Source organism: Vibrio cortegadensis, from assembly GCF_024347395.1.
GTDB classification, from domain to species: domain Bacteria; phylum Pseudomonadota; class Gammaproteobacteria; order Enterobacterales; family Vibrionaceae; genus Vibrio; species Vibrio cortegadensis.
This window is the reverse complement of sequence record NZ_AP025472.1, coordinates 2,058,843-2,076,315: the sequence shown is the minus strand read 5'-3', so window position 1 is coordinate 2,076,315 and position 17,473 is coordinate 2,058,843. Positions and strand designations below refer to the sequence as shown.

General features: G+C 42.2%; 15 protein-coding genes, 2 tRNA genes and 1 other RNA gene. 11 read left to right on the top strand and 7 right to left on the bottom strand.

The window, feature by feature from the left end:
- Positions 1-64 precede the first annotated feature (64 nt).
- Both OCV39_RS09755 and OCV39_RS09750 read right to left on the bottom strand, forming a co-directional pair.
- Positions 65-149, bottom strand: a tRNA-Tyr gene (locus OCV39_RS09755).
- A gap of 97 nt (positions 150-246) precedes the next feature.
- Positions 247-331 (bottom strand) — tRNA-Tyr (locus OCV39_RS09750).
- A gap of 344 nt (positions 332-675) precedes the next feature.
- Here OCV39_RS09750 and OCV39_RS09745 point away from each other — a divergent pair.
- From OCV39_RS09745 to OCV39_RS09735, 3 genes are read left to right on the top strand one after another with little or no spacing between them, the layout of a single operon-like run.
- The gene (locus OCV39_RS09745; RefSeq protein WP_261888385.1) at positions 676-1,794 is read left to right on the top strand and encodes an efflux RND transporter periplasmic adaptor subunit; all 1,119 of its coding nucleotides are present in this window, start codon (positions 676-678) and stop codon (positions 1,792-1,794) included.
- On the top strand, positions 1,794-4,907 hold the full coding sequence (gene vexH, locus OCV39_RS09740) for a vibriobactin export RND transporter permease subunit VexH (protein WP_261888384.1): 3,114 nt from the start codon (positions 1,794-1,796) through the stop codon (positions 4,905-4,907). Before OCV39_RS09745 ends, vexH begins: the two co-directional genes overlap by 1 nt.
- Positions 4,908-4,964: 57 nt before the next feature.
- Positions 4,965-5,279 carry a DUF1244 domain-containing protein gene (locus OCV39_RS09735; RefSeq protein ID WP_017053629.1) on the top strand — a complete coding sequence of 105 codons (315 nt, stop codon included), beginning with the start codon at positions 4,965-4,967 and terminating at the stop codon, positions 5,277-5,279.
- A gap of 142 nt (positions 5,280-5,421) precedes the next feature.
- Here OCV39_RS09735 and OCV39_RS09730 read toward each other — a convergent pair whose 3' ends face one another.
- Positions 5,422-6,489: a PLP-dependent cysteine synthase family protein gene (locus OCV39_RS09730; protein WP_261888383.1), complete on the bottom strand. Its 1,068-nt coding sequence runs from the start codon at positions 6,487-6,489 to the stop codon at positions 5,422-5,424.
- Between the two features lie 122 nt (positions 6,490-6,611).
- Here OCV39_RS09730 and OCV39_RS09725 point away from each other — a divergent pair, with 122 nt between their 5' ends.
- Positions 6,612-7,070 (top strand): Lrp/AsnC family transcriptional regulator, encoded by a 459-nt coding sequence (locus OCV39_RS09725; RefSeq protein ID WP_261888382.1) that lies wholly within the window; start codon positions 6,612-6,614, stop codon positions 7,068-7,070.
- 65 nt (positions 7,071-7,135) lie between these two features.
- Here the strand turns inward: OCV39_RS09725 and tesB are convergent, their stop codons facing one another.
- A complete protein-coding gene (tesB, locus tag OCV39_RS09720; RefSeq protein WP_136993694.1) occupies positions 7,136-7,996 on the bottom strand; it encodes an acyl-CoA thioesterase II in 861 nt (286 codons plus the stop codon).
- Positions 7,997-8,164: 168 nt separating this feature from the next.
- Here tesB and OCV39_RS09715 point away from each other — a divergent pair, with 168 nt between their 5' ends.
- Entirely contained in the window at positions 8,165-8,596 is a 432-nt protein-coding gene (locus tag OCV39_RS09715) for a YbaY family lipoprotein (RefSeq protein WP_017052698.1), read from the top strand.
- A 56-nt stretch (positions 8,597-8,652) separates the two neighbouring features.
- Here OCV39_RS09715 and OCV39_RS09710 read toward each other — a convergent pair whose 3' ends face one another.
- On the bottom strand, positions 8,653-8,955 hold the full coding sequence (locus OCV39_RS09710; protein ID WP_113797634.1) for an MGMT family protein: 303 nt from the start codon (positions 8,953-8,955) through the stop codon (positions 8,653-8,655).
- A gap of 49 nt (positions 8,956-9,004) precedes the next feature.
- Between OCV39_RS09710 and OCV39_RS09705 the strand changes: the two genes are divergently transcribed.
- The 3 genes from OCV39_RS09705 (at position 9,005) to ffs (ending at position 12,314) form a co-directional block, all read left to right on the top strand.
- The gene (locus OCV39_RS09705) at positions 9,005-9,760 is read left to right on the top strand and encodes a VP0952 family biofilm-associated protein (RefSeq protein WP_261888381.1); all 756 of its coding nucleotides are present in this window, start codon (positions 9,005-9,007) and stop codon (positions 9,758-9,760) included.
- 358 nt (positions 9,761-10,118) lie between these two features.
- Positions 10,119-12,071, top strand: a complete 1,953-nt coding sequence (locus tag OCV39_RS09700) for a diguanylate cyclase domain-containing protein (protein ID WP_390903248.1) — start codon at positions 10,119-10,121, stop codon at positions 12,069-12,071.
- A 146-nt stretch (positions 12,072-12,217) separates the two neighbouring features.
- An RNA gene (ffs, locus tag OCV39_RS09695) (signal recognition particle sRNA small type) lies at positions 12,218-12,314 on the top strand.
- 220 nt (positions 12,315-12,534) lie between these two features.
- Here ffs and OCV39_RS09690 read toward each other — a convergent pair.
- Positions 12,535-13,545 (bottom strand): PIN domain-containing protein, encoded by a 1,011-nt coding sequence (locus tag OCV39_RS09690; protein WP_261888379.1) that lies wholly within the window; start codon positions 13,543-13,545, stop codon positions 12,535-12,537.
- A 370-nt stretch (positions 13,546-13,915) separates the two neighbouring features.
- Between OCV39_RS09690 and OCV39_RS09685 the strand changes: the two genes are divergently transcribed.
- The 3 genes from OCV39_RS09685 to OCV39_RS09675 all read left to right on the top strand — a co-directional run bounded on the left by OCV39_RS09685 (position 13,916) and on the right by OCV39_RS09675 (position 16,793).
- The gene (locus tag OCV39_RS09685; RefSeq protein WP_017052693.1) at positions 13,916-14,323 is read left to right on the top strand and encodes a S24 family peptidase; all 408 of its coding nucleotides are present in this window, start codon (positions 13,916-13,918) and stop codon (positions 14,321-14,323) included.
- The gene (locus tag OCV39_RS09680) at positions 14,323-15,579 is read left to right on the top strand and encodes a Y-family DNA polymerase (RefSeq protein WP_261888378.1); all 1,257 of its coding nucleotides are present in this window, start codon (positions 14,323-14,325) and stop codon (positions 15,577-15,579) included. The genes OCV39_RS09685 and OCV39_RS09680 overlap by 1 nt, the downstream gene beginning before the upstream one ends.
- Before the next feature lie 65 nt (positions 15,580-15,644).
- Positions 15,645-16,793, top strand: coding sequence for a winged helix-turn-helix domain-containing protein (locus OCV39_RS09675; RefSeq protein ID WP_261889505.1), 1,149 nt, complete (start codon positions 15,645-15,647; stop codon positions 16,791-16,793).
- On the opposite strand, the gene OCV39_RS09670 is transcribed toward OCV39_RS09675, so the two are convergent.
- Positions 16,783-17,124 carry an ArsR/SmtB family transcription factor gene (locus OCV39_RS09670; protein ID WP_017052690.1) on the bottom strand — a complete coding sequence of 114 codons (342 nt, stop codon included), beginning with the start codon at positions 17,122-17,124 and terminating at the stop codon, positions 16,783-16,785. The genes OCV39_RS09675 and OCV39_RS09670 overlap by 11 nt on opposite strands.
- Positions 17,125-17,473: the final 349 nt, after the last annotated feature.

Genomic DNA, 17,473 nt, shown 5'->3' with positions numbered 1-17,473 from the left:
TAATTGAGGTTTTCCCAACACATCAATCAAGTGTTTCCTAAACGACAAATCGCTTAAGAGAATATGGTGGAGGGGGACGGATTCGAACCATCGAAGGCAGTGCCGTCAGATTTACAGTCTGATCCCTTTGGCCACTCGGGAACCCCTCCAGGGTGTTTTCTTATTTCTTTACAAAATAAGCTTAATTGAGGTTTTCCCAACACATCAATCAAGTGTTTCCTAAACGATAAATCGCTCAAGAGAATATGGTGGAGGGGGACGGATTCGAACCATCGAAGGCAGTGCCGTCAGATTTACAGTCTGATCCCTTTGGCCACTCGGGAACCCCTCCAGGGGTATTTCTTACTTCTTTATAAGAAGTAAACTAAAAGAATGTTTTCCCAACTCATCCCTCAAGTGCGGAGCGCATCATAGCAAACTCGTTAAAGCTGTAAAGGATTTTTCGTATGATTTTGAGTTGAATGCTGCCTTTTTGGGCAAGGAAGCCGGAAAATGCGCATTTTGTCTATTAAGGCAGCGATATTTATACGAGGTAATTGAGATTGATGTCTCTATTTCTTTGGTTCTTTTACATTTTATCTATCGGCTTTACATTCCTTGACGAACAAACCGTTAATCTGTTGGTAAACTAGAGTCATCAATATTGGTAATAACCTCTTTTATATAAGTAGTCGTATGAAAAAAAATACAATAGTGGCGCTCTTCGCCATTTCAGTTGTTGCATTTAGTTCGGTTTCTAACGCTAAGCGTCCATCTACAGGAGGGAGAACGGTAGCCGTTGTTGCTCAAACTGTTTCTCAGCACGATATATCTCAATCGCTTTCACTGATTGGAAAACTTGAGGCCAAACAATCTGTGGTCATTTCTCCTGAAGTTTCAGGAAAAGTAGAGCAAATTGCGATTTACGCAAATCAGAAAGTGAAACAGGGCCAGTTATTGGTTCAGTTAAATGATGACAAAGCGAGTGCCGCGGTTAAAGAGGCGAACGCTTATTTAAAAGATGAGCAGCGTAAACTGAAAGAGTTTGAACGTTTGGTGAAGCGAAATGCGATTACTCAAACGGAAATTGATGCACAAAAAACCAATGTTGATATTGCTCAAGCTCGTTTAGAAGCGGCAAACGCAAATTTACGCGATTTACACATCAGTGCGCCATTTTCTGGCACTGTCGGCTTTGTTGATTTCAGCCTCGGTAAAATGGTAAGCGTCGGGAGTGACCTGATAACATTGGATAACCTTTCTCTGATGCAGCTCGATTTACAAGTGCCTGAACGTTACTTATCTAAGCTATCAACTGGTATGAAAGTGATCGCGACGAGCCAAGCGTGGGGCGATCAGTCTTTTGCTGGTGAAGTGGTTGGGATTGATTCTCGTATTAACCAAGAAACACTTAACCTGCGCGTACGAATCGAATTTGCTAATCCGGAGAGTAAACTCAAACCGGGCATGCTAATGGCGGCAACAATTGATTTCCCAGCAATCAGTGCTCCTATTATCCCAGTGCAAGCATTGCAGTACTCGGGCACTAAGCGATATGTATACATTATTGATGACCAGAATAAAGCTCATCGTCAAGAAGTGCTTCTAGGTGCTCGCGTAGGTAATGAAGTCGTTATCGAGAAAGGATTAGAGATCGGGCAAAACATTGTTGTTCAAGGCTTGGTTAATATGCGTAATGGCGTTGCGATTAAACTGGTTAATGCTGCCGGAGAGCCTGTTGAAAAAAATGATGCATCTGCAATGATCAGCAACGAACCGGCTTCAAGTGTTCATGCTGAGAAGGAACAACAATAATGTGGTTGTCTGATACAGCGGTCAAAAGGCCAGTTGTCGCGATTGTTCTAAGTCTATTGCTTTGTGTATTTGGTATCGTGTCATTTAACAAACTTGCTGTTCGTGAGATGCCTGATATTGAAAACCCAGTAGTGTCGGTCAGTACTCGCTATGAAGGGGCCTCTGCCACCATTATGGAGAGTCAGATCACCACAGTGCTTGAAGATCAGCTTTCTGGGATCAGTGGTATTGATGAAATAAGTTCAACCACAAGAAATGGCAGTTCTCGAATCACCATCACATTCGATTTAGGTTACGACTTAAATACTGGGGTGAGTGACGTTCGAGATGCAGTTGCACGTGCTCAGCGCGGTCTCCCTGATGAAGCGGATGATCCTATCGTTTACAAAAATAACGGTAGTGGCGAAGCGTCGATGTACATCAATTTAAGCTCCGACATCATGGATCGCACTGAACTGACCGATTACACCGAGCGTGTATTAATGGATAGGTTCAGCCTGATCTCAGGAGTGAGTTCGGTCGATATCTCTGGCGGCCTTTACAAAGTGATGTATGTGAAGTTGAAACCTGAACTGATGGCAGGGCGCGGTATCACCACCACTGATATTACCAATGCTTTACGTTCAGAGAATATCGAAAGCCCGGGCGGTGAAGTTCGTAATGATTCGATTGTCATGTCAGTAAGAACGGAACGTCTTTATCAGCAAGCGGATGATTTCAACTACCTTGTAGTGAAAACCACCAGTGATGGTACGTCGATTTACCTTAAAGATGTTGCTGATGTATTTCTTGGCGCAGAGAATGAAAATTCTACGTTTAAAAGTGATGGCGTAGTCAACGTAAGTATGGGCATTGTGCCTCAGTCGGACGCGAACCCATTAGAAGTAGCAAGTCTCGTTCACAAAGAAGTCGCTAAGATCCAACAATTCTTGCCAGAAGGTACTCGTTTAGCGGTTGATTACGACTCTACCGTGTTCATCGACCGTTCAATTTCAGAAGTCTACAACACACTATTTATCACCGGTGGATTGGTCATATTGGTTCTGTATGTCTTTATTGGGCAAGCAAGAGCGACGTTGATTCCCGCAGTGACGGTGCCAGTATCGCTGATCTCCTCATTTATGGCGGCATACTATTTTGGTTTCTCGATTAACCTGATCACCTTAATGGCACTCATACTATCAATTGGTTTAGTGGTCGATGACGCCATTGTAGTGGTTGAAAACATTTTCCATCACATTGAAAAAGGTGAAAAGCCATTACTCGCGGCATATAAAGGTGTACGTGAAGTGGGCTTTGCGGTAGTGGCAACCACCTTAGTTTTGGTCATGGTGTTCTTACCTATCTCCTTTATGGACGGCATGGTCGGCTTACTCTTTACCGAATTTTCGGTGTTGCTAGCGATGTCCGTTATTTTCTCTTCACTCATCGCACTGACGTTAACGCCAGTGTTAGGGAGTAAGATCCTTAAAGCCAATGTGAAACCAAATCGCTTTAACCTCTTTATAGAACGAATCTTTGCTCGTCTTGAAGAGGGATACCGAAGTTTAGTGAAAAGAGCCGTGCAGTGGCGATGGGTTGCTCCAATCATCATAATCAGCTGTATTGGTGGTAGCTTTGCTTTGCTTAACCATGTTCCCGCTCAACTGACACCGCAAGAAGACCGAGGTGCGATCTTTGCCTTTGTTCGTGGTGCAGACGCGACCAGTTACAACCGCATGAGCTCCAATATGGACTTAGTAGAGCAACGTCTAATGCCACTGTTGGGCCAAGGCGTTCTGAAATCATTCAGCATCCAATCGCCAGCATTTGGTGGAATGGCAGGTGACCAAACTGGCTTTGTCATCATGATTTTGGAAGATTGGGGAGACAGAGACCAAACCGCGCAACAAGCATTAGGGTTGATCCGTAAAACCTTGGTCGATATTCCTGATGCCAGAGTCTTCCCTATGATGCCGGGGTTCCGTGGTGGATCGAGTGAGCCCGTTCAGTTTGTCTTGGGCGGCTCGGACTATAAAGAGTTACAAAAATGGGCAGAGATACTCAAAACAGAAGCCAACAATAGTTCACTTATGGAAGGCGCAGACATCAACTACTCAGAAAAAACACCTGAGTTGGTGGTGTCCGTTGATAGAGATCGTGCGTCACAGCTCGGCATTAAAATTTCCGATATTTCCGAAACACTCGAAGTCATGCTCGGCGGAAAAAGTGAAACAACCTTTGTTGATCGCGGTGAAGAGTACGATGTGTACTTACGTGGTGACGAAAATAGCTTCAACAATGCGGCGGACTTGAGCCAGATTTACATGAGAACCGCGAGTGGCGATTTAGTGACTCTTGATACGGTGACGAAGATCGAAGAAGTCGCGTCATCGATTCGACTTTCTCATGTCAATAAACAGAAATCGATCACGTTGAGTGCTAATTTAATCAATGATGCAACGCTGGGTGAGGCATTGGATTTTCTTGATGCAAAAGCCATTGAACTCTTGCCTGGCGATATTTCAGTTGATTACACCGGTGAATCTAAAGACTTTAAAGAGAATCAGTCGAGTATTTTAATCGTATTTGGTCTAGCACTGCTGGTGGCGTACTTGGTACTGGCGGCTCAGTTTGAAAGCTTCATTAACCCAATGGTGGTAATGTTTACCGTTCCAATGGGCGTCTTTGGCGGCTTCCTCGGGCTGGTTGTGATGGAGCAAGGGCTTAATATTTATAGCCAAATCGGCATGATCATGTTGATCGGGATGGTGACCAAAAACGGAATATTGATAGTTGAGTTTGCAAACCAATTAAGAGACCGTGGTATTGAATTTGAACAAGCGATTGTCGATGCCGCTGCTCGTCGTTTAAGGCCAATATTGATGACTGCATTTACTACGCTAGCGGGCGCAATACCATTGATTATGTCAACGGGCGCTGGTTATGAAAGCCGAGTCGCGGTTGGTACGGTGATCTTCTTTGGTATGGCGTTTGCGACACTAGTGACACTGTTCGTGATTCCTGCGATGTATCGCCTTATCTCGGGTCATACTCAATCGCCTGGTCATGTAGAAGCAGAGCTGAATCGAGAATTAGATCACGACACGAAAGGGCGAACAAGCCACGGATAAATGAAGTAAAGAGTGCTAACATACAAGCATAAATACTAAGAAGAAAAGGAAAGTAAAGTGGCTGATTTTAAATATAAAAATCTGACTCAAGAGCAACAAGACAAACTAGATGCAGCAGCATTTCGACGCTTACTGGCGCATTTAGATGATAATAAAGATGTTCAAAATATCGATCTGATGATCTTAGCGGGTTTTTGTCGTAACTGTTTTAGTAAATGGTATAAGGCAGAAGCTGAAACCCAAGGATTGGATCTCGATATTGATGATGCCCGTGAACGAGTGTATGGCATGACTTATGATGAGTGGAAGCAGAATCATCAGCCCAAAGCAACGCCAGAGCAACTTGCTGCCTTTGACGCAAAACAGAAGTAGTTAAATCAGACATCAGTAAACGTCATTAGATAAAAGCCTACAGCACATTGTTCTTTCAAATTGAAAGTGTCTGTAGGCTTTTTTAATCAACGTATTTTAGGATGAGATAGAGCGGGCGCTAACGGCTGCTCAATATAAACGGCTACTCAATATAACCCGTCGACTCAAATGCTTCTAAACGTTCCAAGTAAGGTTGAAGATCACCAATATTATTCGCGACCCACTCAGGGTTGTAATAAGTATCTAAGTAGCGCTCGCCACTGTCACATAACAGCGTAACAATGGACCCCGTTTCCCCTTTGGCTTTCATTTTAGCCGCCAATTGCAGAACGCCATATAAGTTAGTACCTGTCGATGCCCCCACTTTTCGTCCCAACACTTTTTCTAACCAGTGAGCGGTAGCCACACTCGCGGCATCTGGGATCGTCTGCATTTCATCAATCACGCCTGGGATGAAACTCGGTTCGACTCGTGGCCTGCCGATGCCTTCAATTTTACTGCCGCAATCTCCGGTGAGGTTGGTATTGCGAGTACGATAATAGTCGTGGAAAACAGAGTTTTCAGGGTCAACCACGCATAGCTTGGTGTTGTATTTTTGGTAGCGAATGAAACGGCCAATCGTTGCTGATGTCCCTCCTGTTCCGGGGCTCATTACAATCCAAGTCGGTTCTGGGTGATCTTCCAGTTTCATTTGGCTAAAGATTGAATTGGCAATGTTATTGTTTCCGCGCCAATCTGTTGCGCGTTCAGCGTAAGTAAACTGATCCATATAATGGCCGTTTAATTCATCGGCTAAACGGCGAGATTCCTGATAGATCTCATCGGTTCGATTCACTAAGTGGGCAGTACCGCCATAGAATTCAATTTGTTCGATTTTCTTACGTGCGGTGCATTTAGGCATCACTGCGATAAAAGGTAAGCCAAGAAGACGGGCAAAATAAGCTTCAGATACCGCAGTGCTACCAGACGATGATTCAATAACCGTCGTCTCTGGCCCAATCCAACCGTTACTGATCGCGTATAAGAAGAGAGAGCGAGCCAAACGGTGTTTCAATGAACCAGTGGGATGGGTGCTTTCATCTTTTAGGTAGACATCCACTCCTTCAATACTAGGAAGTTCAAGCTTAATAAGATGAGTGTCCGCAGAGCGTTGAAAATCGGCTTCTAATTTGCGAATTGCATTGTTTATCCATTGGTGATCAGTACACATGGGCTATCTCCTAACTTGGTATAAGATTAATTTACCTACAAATTGGGAGAAAAACTTCACAAAAAAGACTCTGATTCTGGTAAAAAGGAGAATATATTTCTCTGTGAAAGGTTTTTGATGAAATGGATCTTGATAACGTTGATAAGAAAATTCTCTCAATGCTGCAAGTTGATAGCACTTTGTCATTAAATGATTTGGCTGAGGCGGTGAATTTAACCACCACACCTTGTTGGAAACGGCTTAAACGATTGGAAGATAAAGGGATCATTGAAAAGCGAGTGGCGTTGCTGAACCCTGAAAAGCTTGGCTTGTCTTTTACCGCTTTCGTAATGGTTAAGACCAGTAATCACTCACATGAATGGTACAGCCAATTTGTTGATACGGTGACGCTTTTTCCAGAGGTGATGGAGTTTTATCGCATGGCAGGGGAGTATGACTACATGCTCAAGGTTCTCGTTAAAGATATGAAATGCTTTGATAAGTTTTACAAGCGATTAGTGAACAGTGTAGATGGCATCTCAAATGTCACCTCGACTTTTGCGATGGAGCCGCTGAAATACACAACGGCGCTCCCCATTTAATCTTCACAAAGAATGTGGTTTGCGCCGTATGAAAGGAATTAAAAATATAGCGTCAATCATTTGCATTATTTCGTAAAACGCATCACCCCTTCTTGCACGGCGGTTGCCACTAAATCACCTTGGCGATTGTAAATCTCACCACGTACCAGTCCACGGTTGTTACTTGCCGTCGGGCTCTCAATGGCGTATAGCAACCATTCATCGAGCTTAAATGGGCGATGGAACCAAATGGAGTGGTCGATGGTAGCCACTTGGAATTTTGGCGTCATCAGTGATACTTCATGCGGATGCAATGCCGTGACCAGAAATCCCCAGTCAGACGCATAAGCCAGCAGGTATTGATGAATTAAATGGTTATCGGGCATCTCACCATTGGCTTTGATCCATAAGTACTGCTTTGGCTCTGTTTTCTTTGGAGCAAGTGGGTTGACGATAGTGACTGGGCGCATTTCGATCGGTTTTTCACCACAGAATGTCTTACGTAATTTTTCAGGTAAGAATTCAGCAATATGGCTAGCAAGCTCAGATTCAGACGCAAAGTTTTCAGGGCCGGGAACCTCTGGCATCGTATTTTGGTGTTCGAATCCTGGTTCGTTACCATGATAAGAAGCAGTGAGATAAAAAATAGGACGTCCGTTTTGAATCGCTTTCACTCGGCGAGTGCTGAAGCTTCGCCCATCCCTTAAGTTTTCCACATCGTAAATGATAGGTTTTTCCGGATCGCCAGGGTAAAGAAAGTAGCTGTGGAATGAGTGAACAGAACGGTCATCCTCTACAGTATAGCGCGAGGCAGAAAGTGCCTGACCAAGAACTTGTCCCCCATAGACTTGTGGTAAGCCTAAGTTTTCGCTCTGGCCTCTAAATAGCCCTTCTTCTAGCTTTTCGAGTTGCAGTAAGCTTAGTAACTCTTTAAGTGGTTTACTCATTTTATATACCTTAATAGAAGCTTTCAAAGAGCTTAAAATTTGTGAATTAATGGTTCAGTCAAAGTTCTGTCAATAAGTTACAAACATTCAAGACATAGTGACAAAGCCTATCTATAATTACGCTCATTACAATATATATCCTGAATTCAATACGTTAAGAGAGTATTCATGAAAAAGGCACTTTTACTTGTTATATCTGTTATCTTCGGTGGCGCATTATTTGGCTGTCAGACTTCGCCACAACCTGAGTTAGAAACCAGTGCCGTACAAACGATTACTGGTAGTGTGGCATATCGTGAGCGTATTGCATTACAACCGGGTGCGTTAGTGACCGTTATTTTAGAAGATATTTCATTAGCTGATGCGCCTGCTAAAGTGATAGCGAAACATCGCTTTGAAACAAACAGCAAGCAAATTCCTTTAGATTTCCAGCTCGATTATGACAGCAGAAAAATTCAAAGTAATCATACTTACAATGTTCGTGCAAAAATTGAAGTGGACGGTAAGTTACGTTTTATTACCGATACGGTTACCCCTGTAATCACTGATAATAACCAAACACAACACGTTGCTTTAATGCTTAAAGGTATTCGTAACTAAAGTTAGAACGCAATTTGTTCGACATTAATCGATTCATTTTCATCAATGGCAGCCAATCAAGGCTGCCATTTGTATAATCTTAGCTTTATTTTTCCTATCGAGCTCACCTCAATTCCTTCCGCTTGCAATTGGCTTTTTTGCCGTTCAAACGCTTCACCCTTCAATGAGATTTCTCCTTTACTGTTTATGACCCTAAACCAAGGTAATTTACTGCCTTCAGGAAGATTCCCGAGTGCTTTACCTACATGCCGAGCATAGCCAGGGAAACCAGCAAAACGGGCCACTTCTCCATAAGTGGTGACTTTCCCAAAGGGAATTTGGTGAATTACAGCAAAGACTTGCGGTAAAAAATGATCCATAATAAAAATTCCTAGTTCAAGTTGCCACGGATTGGTAGAAGGAGGAGCTATGGTATTTTCAACAATTCAGTTCTTGATCACAACAATATTAGCGATTGTTTGTGCGCTTGCCATTAGCTTAAGCGCTGGAGACATTCCTGTTATCGCTTTAATTATCCCTGCTTTATGGGTTTTACCTCAAGGTGGAGTCGCAGGGGTAGTATTTCTCGCCGCGATGACGATTTACGGGCTCACACTTCCAATGCAGTCAATTACACTTTCTGTCAGTGTTTGGGTCCTGTTCCCTCTATTAATGGTGGCATTTTCGAAGCGAAGTTCGTTGGGAATATTACTGACGGCAAGTTTGGTGGTGTTGACTCTTCAAGTCGGGATCATGGTGACACAAAATGCAGGCAAGCTGGACGGAACACCGTGGGTTACGATCATCCAAACACTCGTCGTTGTTGCCATATGGTGGGTAGCGAATTATTGGAAAAGTGAAAACCGAAAAATTGTCAGTCGGCACAGCTGGTGGTCTTTGGGGTTAATTATTCCGTTGTGGGCGGCGGGTTTATCTCATGCCGCATTGGTTTCCCTCTGTATTGTGGGGATCATTGCCTCAATGGAAATGCTGACAAAAGCAACAAAATTCAAGTGGAACCAACTTCTCTGCTGGACGCTACCGACGGTCGGTTTTGCTGCATTAATTATCTCCCCGAATGTGGATGTCCCTAATCCGGTATTTGTTGTCTGGTTATGCTTACTAGGAACCGCTTGGATGACCGATTATATTATTCGTTCAGATGAAGAGCCTAGCGAGCTTTGATCTCGTCACGCCTTGATTTTGGCAGGGTACGGGTCTAGAAAAAGAAGTAATTAAAGCTTGAGCCATAAAGTTCTAATTACTTAGAAAGCTTTAATTACCTAGAAACTGGATTTATTGAGAGATTGGAAACAGTAGAGATTAAATAGTCTAGACGTATACATATCTTCAATATATGGTTAAGTGCATAAGATACCATATGAGTATTCAGTATGGTGTCATCAAAACTATCTTTAGGGTATGTTTAGTGGCGAATATATTTCGAAATCTGCGACCAATCTTATGGTTCGTCGTTTGGGTCTCCATCGGCTTTAGTGGTGTATTTCATGCTACGGCTAGCGAAAGTGTTCCACAAAGCAAAATGCATTACTCCGTGGCAACCGAAGCGGATGATATTGTCACACGTATTCTGTTTGACGCCCTCGCTGAAGAGTTTGAACTCTCTATTCAATATGTCGATTACCCAAGCTTTGATTCAATTTTACGAGCGGTAGAAGTGGGGGAGAGTGACTTCGCCGCGAATATTACTCACACAAAATCTCGTTCGCTACGTTTCGATTTTTCCCGCCCTACCAATATAGAATATACTTTTCTTTATAGTCGGCTAGATACAGAGTTGGCCGACATTTCAAAGCTTGGAGTGCCTAAAAATACAATTTATGGCGATCTGATTCAGGTTAACTACCCACAAATAGAGTTGATTGAGTATGACGGCACCCATCAAGCGTTGGCGTTGCTGAATAACCATTCGGTGGCGGGGGTTGTGGATGCGATAAATCAATTGGAGCCAATGCTGAGTCGTGGGTTCGATGCAAAAATGTTGAACGATAAGATCTCGATTAAGCCTGTGTCTATCGTTTCGATGAAAGGCACTCATGCATCCGAGCTTTCCTATTTTGTCGATTACTTACACTCAGAGAAAATACAGAAACGTTTAAGAGAGAAGGTTGAGCAGTATCAGTTCGATTTACGCCAACAGGCACTAAGGCGCGAAGTCTTCAATAGTGGATTAGATCTTCGTAAACCTTTACTTGTTAAACTAGAAAATATGACTCCTTTTGCTATATACCAACCTGATGGTTCAGCGAAAGGCAACAGTGCGGACGCAATTTTCCAAGCATGCGATATTTTAGGGTTTCAATGCCAACTGGTCAGTTCCGCAGAAGAGACATGGGAAAGCATGTACCAAGATTTACTGATGAATCGAATTGATGTGCTTGCTCCACTGAATATCTCTGAACCACGTAAAGCTTTAGTTAATTTTAGTACTCCGCACTACACAGCAGAATCCCTGCTAGTCAAGCGTATAGGTTACAAACCAGATGTTTACCGAAACGCATCAGAGCTGATTACCGAAAACATTGGAGTCATAAAAGGTGATTTTTTCGATGAATTATTGACTCAACTTTTACCTCAAAAATATCTGTTTCGCTATCGCAACGATGGAGAATTAGTGGATGCATTACTTGATGCCGAGGTTGACTATATTGCGCTTAATAACGCTACGTTAAGCGCTTTATTGAAAGAAAAAAGTTTGCTTCCGATCACAAGAGATCACTCAATCGACAAACTCTTCCGTTCCGATGTTGCTCTCGGTTTCCCAAAAACGGATAGAGGTGAGAAATTAGCGTTTTTCTTCTCAAGAGCGTTACAGGTTATTGATACTGATAGACTGAATAGATTCTATGATCAGGCTCCAGATTGGCGAAGTACTCATGAAGCGGAGCAGAAACTGGCTAGTCGAACGCAAAGTGTTTTTATCGTCCTACTTTGCTTTATGTTTTTGGTGGCGATTTATTTACACACCCAATCGAATACAGATAGCTTAACCAAACTTGGAAATCGGCGCAGTTTACGCCATCGCTACCGAAGAGGATTAAAGCCATCTCAAACATTGGTGTATTTAGACATTAATAAGTTTAAGCAGATTAATGATACTTATGGCCACCATGTCGGGGATCTTATCCTTCAAGAGTACGCTCAGCTGATTAAAAGAGAGTGGCAAGGACGTTGTTTCCGAATTGGTGGCGATGAATTTATTTTGGTTGGAGAAGTTCCCGAACATAAGCTATTCGAATTGCTCAATCGCTTAGGTAGTTTTAACTTTCAACGGCCAAAAGAACAGATTGAATTTGCAGTAAAAGTTTCTATGGGGATCTACTTGCCTAGAGAAGGCGAATGCAGTTTAAGAGAAGCGCTGAGGAAAACAGACCGCTCAATGTATGATGCTAAAAATAGCGAAGGTACTGAATTTATGTTTGTTAACCCTAGAATTGTGGTGAACGATGAGGGCGGAATGGCTTCGAATGTATAGTGATTATACTAAGCGATGTTTTATTGCGCACTTGAACTAAAAAGTTGGCTTTCGTACCTTGTGGGGCTTGCATTAGTGTCAGGGATGCTTGATAATCCTCTCACTCTTTGACGAGACGCTCGTTTAAGAAAAAGAATCTATGGAGGCCCTGGTCCTCCCGCAACACTAACTTGTGAACTCGGTCAGATCCGGAAGGAAGCAGCCGCAGCAGGCGACGTGTGTGCCGGGATGTGGCTGGGGCTTCCACCCATTAGAAAAGCCGCTTTTTATGAGCGGCTTTTTGCTATCTGTCGTTTGTCAAATAACATAGTAGGTGTTTTCGTATCCTTGTACATGATCGTCAACAACACCCCCAATGCGTGCACTCTCACTTCAAATATTAAATACTTTTTCCGTGACAGAATTATTTGGTGCTCACAATGAGCGTAGATATTCTGTAACTCGGAAATGCCCCAAAACGTGTTTAGATGGTACTGAGGCTTTCTTTACCCAATACTGTTATATTGTGTAAAAGAGAGTAACTCCCTTCAACATCAGCATGCTTGAATGTGATATTACCATCAGTATTGACTTCAAATTCTAGCTCACAATAAGACACGTACTCTAAATCAAGTTTATAGGCTGCTACGTTTCCTACATCTTTCTTCTTATCTGCAAAGGCTACAGAATGGCAGTGGACTTCTGCACCTATGGCTACAAAGTCATCACTGAATGACAAAATACTGAACTCTTTGATCCTAGCATCAGGTGTGTGATGAACATCCACATTATAGTAACCGCTAAAATCCAATAACTGCTCTAAAACTTCAGCGAGTTGATTGTTCAGATAACCGTTAAGGTTCATCTTGAAAATGTAGTCTTGAAGAATCTCCCTAACTTTTACTTCACCACTATTATAAGCATCCAGTACATCCTTCAATGATCGTGTATGAAGTAACCCATGATTAGTTTCATTACAGAAGTTCTCTAGGTCACGGTCTTGGGAAACAACATAACAATGGGGAATAGCATTCAAGTCCATATGTTGGATTAGGTTATGCAAGTTAATGGCGTCAGGAAACTCGTTTTTTTTGTGTTTTTTACCAAACGGCGCTGAACCTTTGAAGTAGCTATCTAGCAATACTGAGACATTAATACGATTAATGTCTATGATTTCAGTGTGACAGTCATCTAGGTACTGTTCAAATTCTTTAAATGCAACTTCCTTCAGTCGTTGCTCATACTCATCTAGAGATTGCCCCGTAGACAATATATCTTTTCTTAGAAAAGGACTTTTTCTTAGGTTTGAAACATCATCTTGAGCTTGCTTTTCTATCCATGATTTTACTTCATTAATGACAACATCAGTTGTGATATTATCAAAATTACCTTCTTCACAAAGCTCTTTAAATGCAGAAAACATCGTATTTTCAAGACTGAGCTTACCTTGTATATAACACTGAGAATCAATAAATACGTACCTTGGGATATCCATGGGAAGGCTCTTGGTAAGACTAAATTAAGTACATATTACAATGATTTAAACCTGAATCCACTACAAATTGAATCTATTTTAGTTAAACCGCGCATTTGATTTTTCTAACACGTTTCTGTCCAGAAGTATGCTGCAGGTGGCTTCAGGTAATTTTCCCACTAGCTCTAATAGAGGTTGTGGGAAAGATCTCCTAGGGGGATGATGAGCCTACTGCCATTATGCCCCAGATTTTGCTCTCTTCTCGACAGAGCGACACTTGCCTTTATCCTAGGTTTACCAATCTCATTACTAACAATATACCTCTACACATTCTTGTAATTTCTCTCGTTAAGGTTCAAAATATAACTGTATAAATAAACAGTGATATTTTATGAATGTTATCCCTATTTCTGCGAGTGCAGGCATTACTGGTTTTGAAAGCCCGGCTTCGGAATACACTCAACTGGCTTGTGATTTAGATGAACTATTAGTGGATCATCCAAGCGCGACCTTTATAGGCAAAGCGTGTGGTGATTCGATGGAAGGTGTCGGTATTTTTGACGGGGATCTATTGATTGTCGATAGGTTTGTTACGGCTGTCGATCAAGATGTCATCGTTGCGAATTTGAATGGTGAATTCGTATGTAAACTGCTTGATACCAGTAGAAGGTTACTTGTATCAGCAAAAGAAAAAATACAGCCAGTGCCTATTAATGATTACGATACTTTTAGCATTGAAGGCGTAGTCGTTCGCTCTATACGCTGCCACAGGCCAAGTTATTTATTGAGGGAAAGATAGTGTTTGCGCTTGTTGATGCAAATTCATTTTATTGCAGTGCAGAACAGGTGTTTCGTCCGGATTGGCGTGGAAAGCCGATTATCGTTTTATCCAATAATGATGGTTGTATTGTTGCGGCAAATCGACAAGCGAAAGAGGCGGGTATCCCCAAGTTTGCTCCCTATTTTAAAGTCAGAGAGATGTGTGAGCAGAAAGGCGTGATTGCTCTCTCTTCTAACTATGAATTATATGCCGATCTCTCTAGTAAAATGATGGAGGTAGTCGGCCGTTTTGCCCCAGATCAACACATCTATTCTATCGATGAATCATTTCTCTCTTTCGAACGAAGTCACCTTGCTATCCCTTGTTTAAGAACGCATGGTTTACAGCTCAGAAGATCGGTTTGGAAAGAGTGTCGATTAGCGGTGAGTGTCGGGATGGGCACCACACTCACCTTAGCCAAAATCGCTAACCATGCCGCGAAAAAAATTGAGGGTTATCATGGTGTTTGTGTTCTTGATAATGAACAGGAACGAAAAGCGGTGCTTGCTCAACTTGATGTCGGTGATGTATGGGGAATAGGGCGTAAGTTAACCCAGAAACTGAAACTCGTTAATATTCATACAGCCCTCGATTTAGCCAAGTTTCCGGTGGGTTTAGCCAGAAAAGATTTCAACATTGACGTTGAACGAACCGTGAGAGAGCTAAACGGGCAACAGTGCAAAGGGTGGGATAGTGCAAGGGCAGACAAAAAACAGATTTACTCTACAAGAAGCGTGGGTGAACGTATTGTGGATCTTGAATCTTTGCAGCAAGCACTGAGTAAACATGCCGCCATTGCTTCCCAAAAAGCGCGTAAGCAGGGATCGCTATGTAAAGTGATGCTCTGTTTTGCGGCAAGCTCTCCTTTTGACAATAACCCCGCCAGTTTTCGTGCGATTCATCGCTTTCCATATGCGACATCTGATGTGACTCAAATTACCCACGCGGCAAATCAGTTGGCGATTGAGCTTTATTCTGAGGGGGTTCAATACTACAAGCTAGGCGTTGGATTGATCGAGTTAGTGGATGGCCGTCATGAGCAGAAAGATCTGTTTAACCCGAATCCTAATAATGATCCGTTAATGGCAGTGTTTGATAATGTAAACCAAAAATATGGGAGTGATACTCTGTTTTTAGGCGCTCAAGGTATTGATCAGAAGTGGGGAATGCGTCGTGAAATGCTGACGCCGCAATACACCACAAAATGGCGAGACTTACCAAAAGTTAGATGCTAGCCATGATGGTATTCTGGCAGAATACATGAGACGCGTTGTTATAAATAATGGATGGAATCCGAATGATTGAATCTTTATCACTTGATCAAGCTAGGAAGCTGGTTTTACACGCTCAGAAAATCCCCCCAAGAAAGCAGAAAGTCAGCGGATTAGAGGCGACGTTATCCGTGATAGAGCACTTGGGCTATATTCAGATTGATACTATCTCTGTGGTGCAAAGAGCCCATCATCACACGCTTTGGAATCGCAGTCCGCGATACCAACCTGCACATTTAGATCAGCTATTATCAGACAAGAAAGTGTTTGAGTATTGGTCTCATGCCGCTGCTTATTTGCCGATGAGTCAATATCGTTTTAGTCTATTGAGAAAGAAAGCATTTGCCTCCGGAGAGCAGAGTCATTGGTATAAATGTGACTATCAGTTAATGGATTCAGTGCGACAACGAATTGCGGATGAAGGGCCGTTGATGGCGAAAGACTTTGACGGTGCAGATAAAAGCAGCGACGGGTGGGGAAGTAAGCCAGCGAAACGAGCATTAGAAAACTTGTTCATGAAAGGTGAACTCATGGTGCCAGAGCGGAGAAATTTTCATAAAGTCTATGACCTGACAGAAAGAGTGTTACCGACGGAGGTAGATACCAGTGTGCCAAGTAAAGAGGAGTACGCACGCTTTTTAATTTTGTCGTACATTGCTGCTAATGGGCTTGGGACGGCATCCGAGATGACGTATCTTCTTAAAAATATTAAGCCGCTCCTTAATGCAACCATTAAAGAGATGACAAGCAATGGTGACATTATTGCCGTTGATGTTGGAAAGCAGCGCTATTATACGACTTCAGAATCGCTTGAACTGCTTAATCAACCTCTTAATCGTAGCCAAGTTAAAATCCTTTCACCATTTGATAATCTGCTCATTCAGCGTAAACGAATGAAAGCGCTATTCGAATTTGATTATCTTTTAGAGTGCTATGTTCCTGAGCCAAAGCGTCAATATGGCTATTTTAGTTTGCCAATTCTCTGGGATGGTAAACTTGTCGCCCGGATGGACTGTAAGAAAGACAAAAAATTATCAGTGTTGAATGTTTTGCACTTATCTATTGAGCCTAGCATCCAGAAAAAAGATCAATTCCTCTCAAAGCTATCCCTAGAGCTCACTAATTTTGCTCACTTCAATGGGTGCAAAGCGTTCAAAATCCATCGAACTACTTCATGATCGTAGAAAAGAGAGCGGAGAACTCTTCAATCTTCTTGCGGTTAATGCGATAGCACATTCTAGGTGGGAAAGGTTTTGCAGATATAAACTCGGCCTGCTTCAGAATGCGTAGATGTTCCGAAACTGTAGATTGTGCCAACCCTAGTTCAGAAACGAGATCACTGTTTAAACAGCCCCCTAAGTTATCTAAATTTAAGAGAATTTTTAGGATCCTTACGCGAGCAGGATGAGAAAGTGCTTTCGATAACACAGCAAAATGTTTTTCTTGTTCAAGATCTTGCTCTGTAACAGAGAAAGCTTGAGCGGTTGCTTCTATGCAGCTCATACCCATTATTGTGACTCAAAGTTTATCGTCGAATTGCGATTGAATATACCTATCAAGCGCTGAACGATCAAGTATTGGTTAGATTGATTAGGCGATATCGTGTTTAAGATTAATTTGATATTGAGGTTTGTATCAGCGAAGAAATGCGAAGTAAGGCATTGTTGTTATAAATAGAGTCGCTATCAAAAATAATGAAATACGCCACTTTTTTCTCGAATATTATATTCACTACGTTTTATTTTATTTATTAAAATGAAAATATACAGATATTAAGATTCCATTAACATTTAAATATAATTCTAGTCATTTTTGTCTTGTTTGATGTAAGAATTCATTCTCATTCGTGTTTATCTGG

What these genes read in the sequence shown, in the direction of transcription:
- OCV39_RS09745 (WP_261888385.1), top strand. Translation starts at nt 676, where the DNA reads ATGAAAAAAAATACAATAGTGGCGCTCTTCGCCATTTCAGTTGTTGCA.
- vexH (WP_261888384.1), top strand. Translation starts at nt 1,794, where the DNA reads ATGTGGTTGTCTGATACAGCGGTCAAAAGGCCAGTTGTCGCGATTGTT.
- OCV39_RS09730 (WP_261888383.1), bottom strand. Translation starts at nt 6,489, where the DNA reads ATGTGTACTGATCACCAATGGATAAACAATGCAATTCGCAAATTAGAA.
- OCV39_RS09725 (WP_261888382.1), top strand. Translation starts at nt 6,612, where the DNA reads ATGGATCTTGATAACGTTGATAAGAAAATTCTCTCAATGCTGCAAGTT.
- tesB (WP_136993694.1), bottom strand. Translation starts at nt 7,996, where the DNA reads ATGAGTAAACCACTTAAAGAGTTACTAAGCTTACTGCAACTCGAAAAG.
- OCV39_RS09715 (WP_017052698.1), top strand. Translation starts at nt 8,165, where the DNA reads ATGAAAAAGGCACTTTTACTTGTTATATCTGTTATCTTCGGTGGCGCA.
- OCV39_RS09710 (WP_113797634.1), bottom strand. Translation starts at nt 8,955, where the DNA reads ATGGATCATTTTTTACCGCAAGTCTTTGCTGTAATTCACCAAATTCCC.
- OCV39_RS09705 (WP_261888381.1), top strand. Translation starts at nt 9,005, where the DNA reads ATGGTATTTTCAACAATTCAGTTCTTGATCACAACAATATTAGCGATT.
- OCV39_RS09700 (WP_390903248.1), top strand. Translation starts at nt 10,119, where the DNA reads ATGCATTACTCCGTGGCAACCGAAGCGGATGATATTGTCACACGTATT.
- OCV39_RS09690 (WP_261888379.1), bottom strand. Translation starts at nt 13,545, where the DNA reads ATGGATATCCCAAGGTACGTATTTATTGATTCTCAGTGTTATATACAA.
- OCV39_RS09685 (WP_017052693.1), top strand. Translation starts at nt 13,916, where the DNA reads ATGAATGTTATCCCTATTTCTGCGAGTGCAGGCATTACTGGTTTTGAA.
- OCV39_RS09670 (WP_017052690.1), bottom strand. Translation starts at nt 17,124, where the DNA reads ATGGGTATGAGCTGCATAGAAGCAACCGCTCAAGCTTTCTCTGTTACA.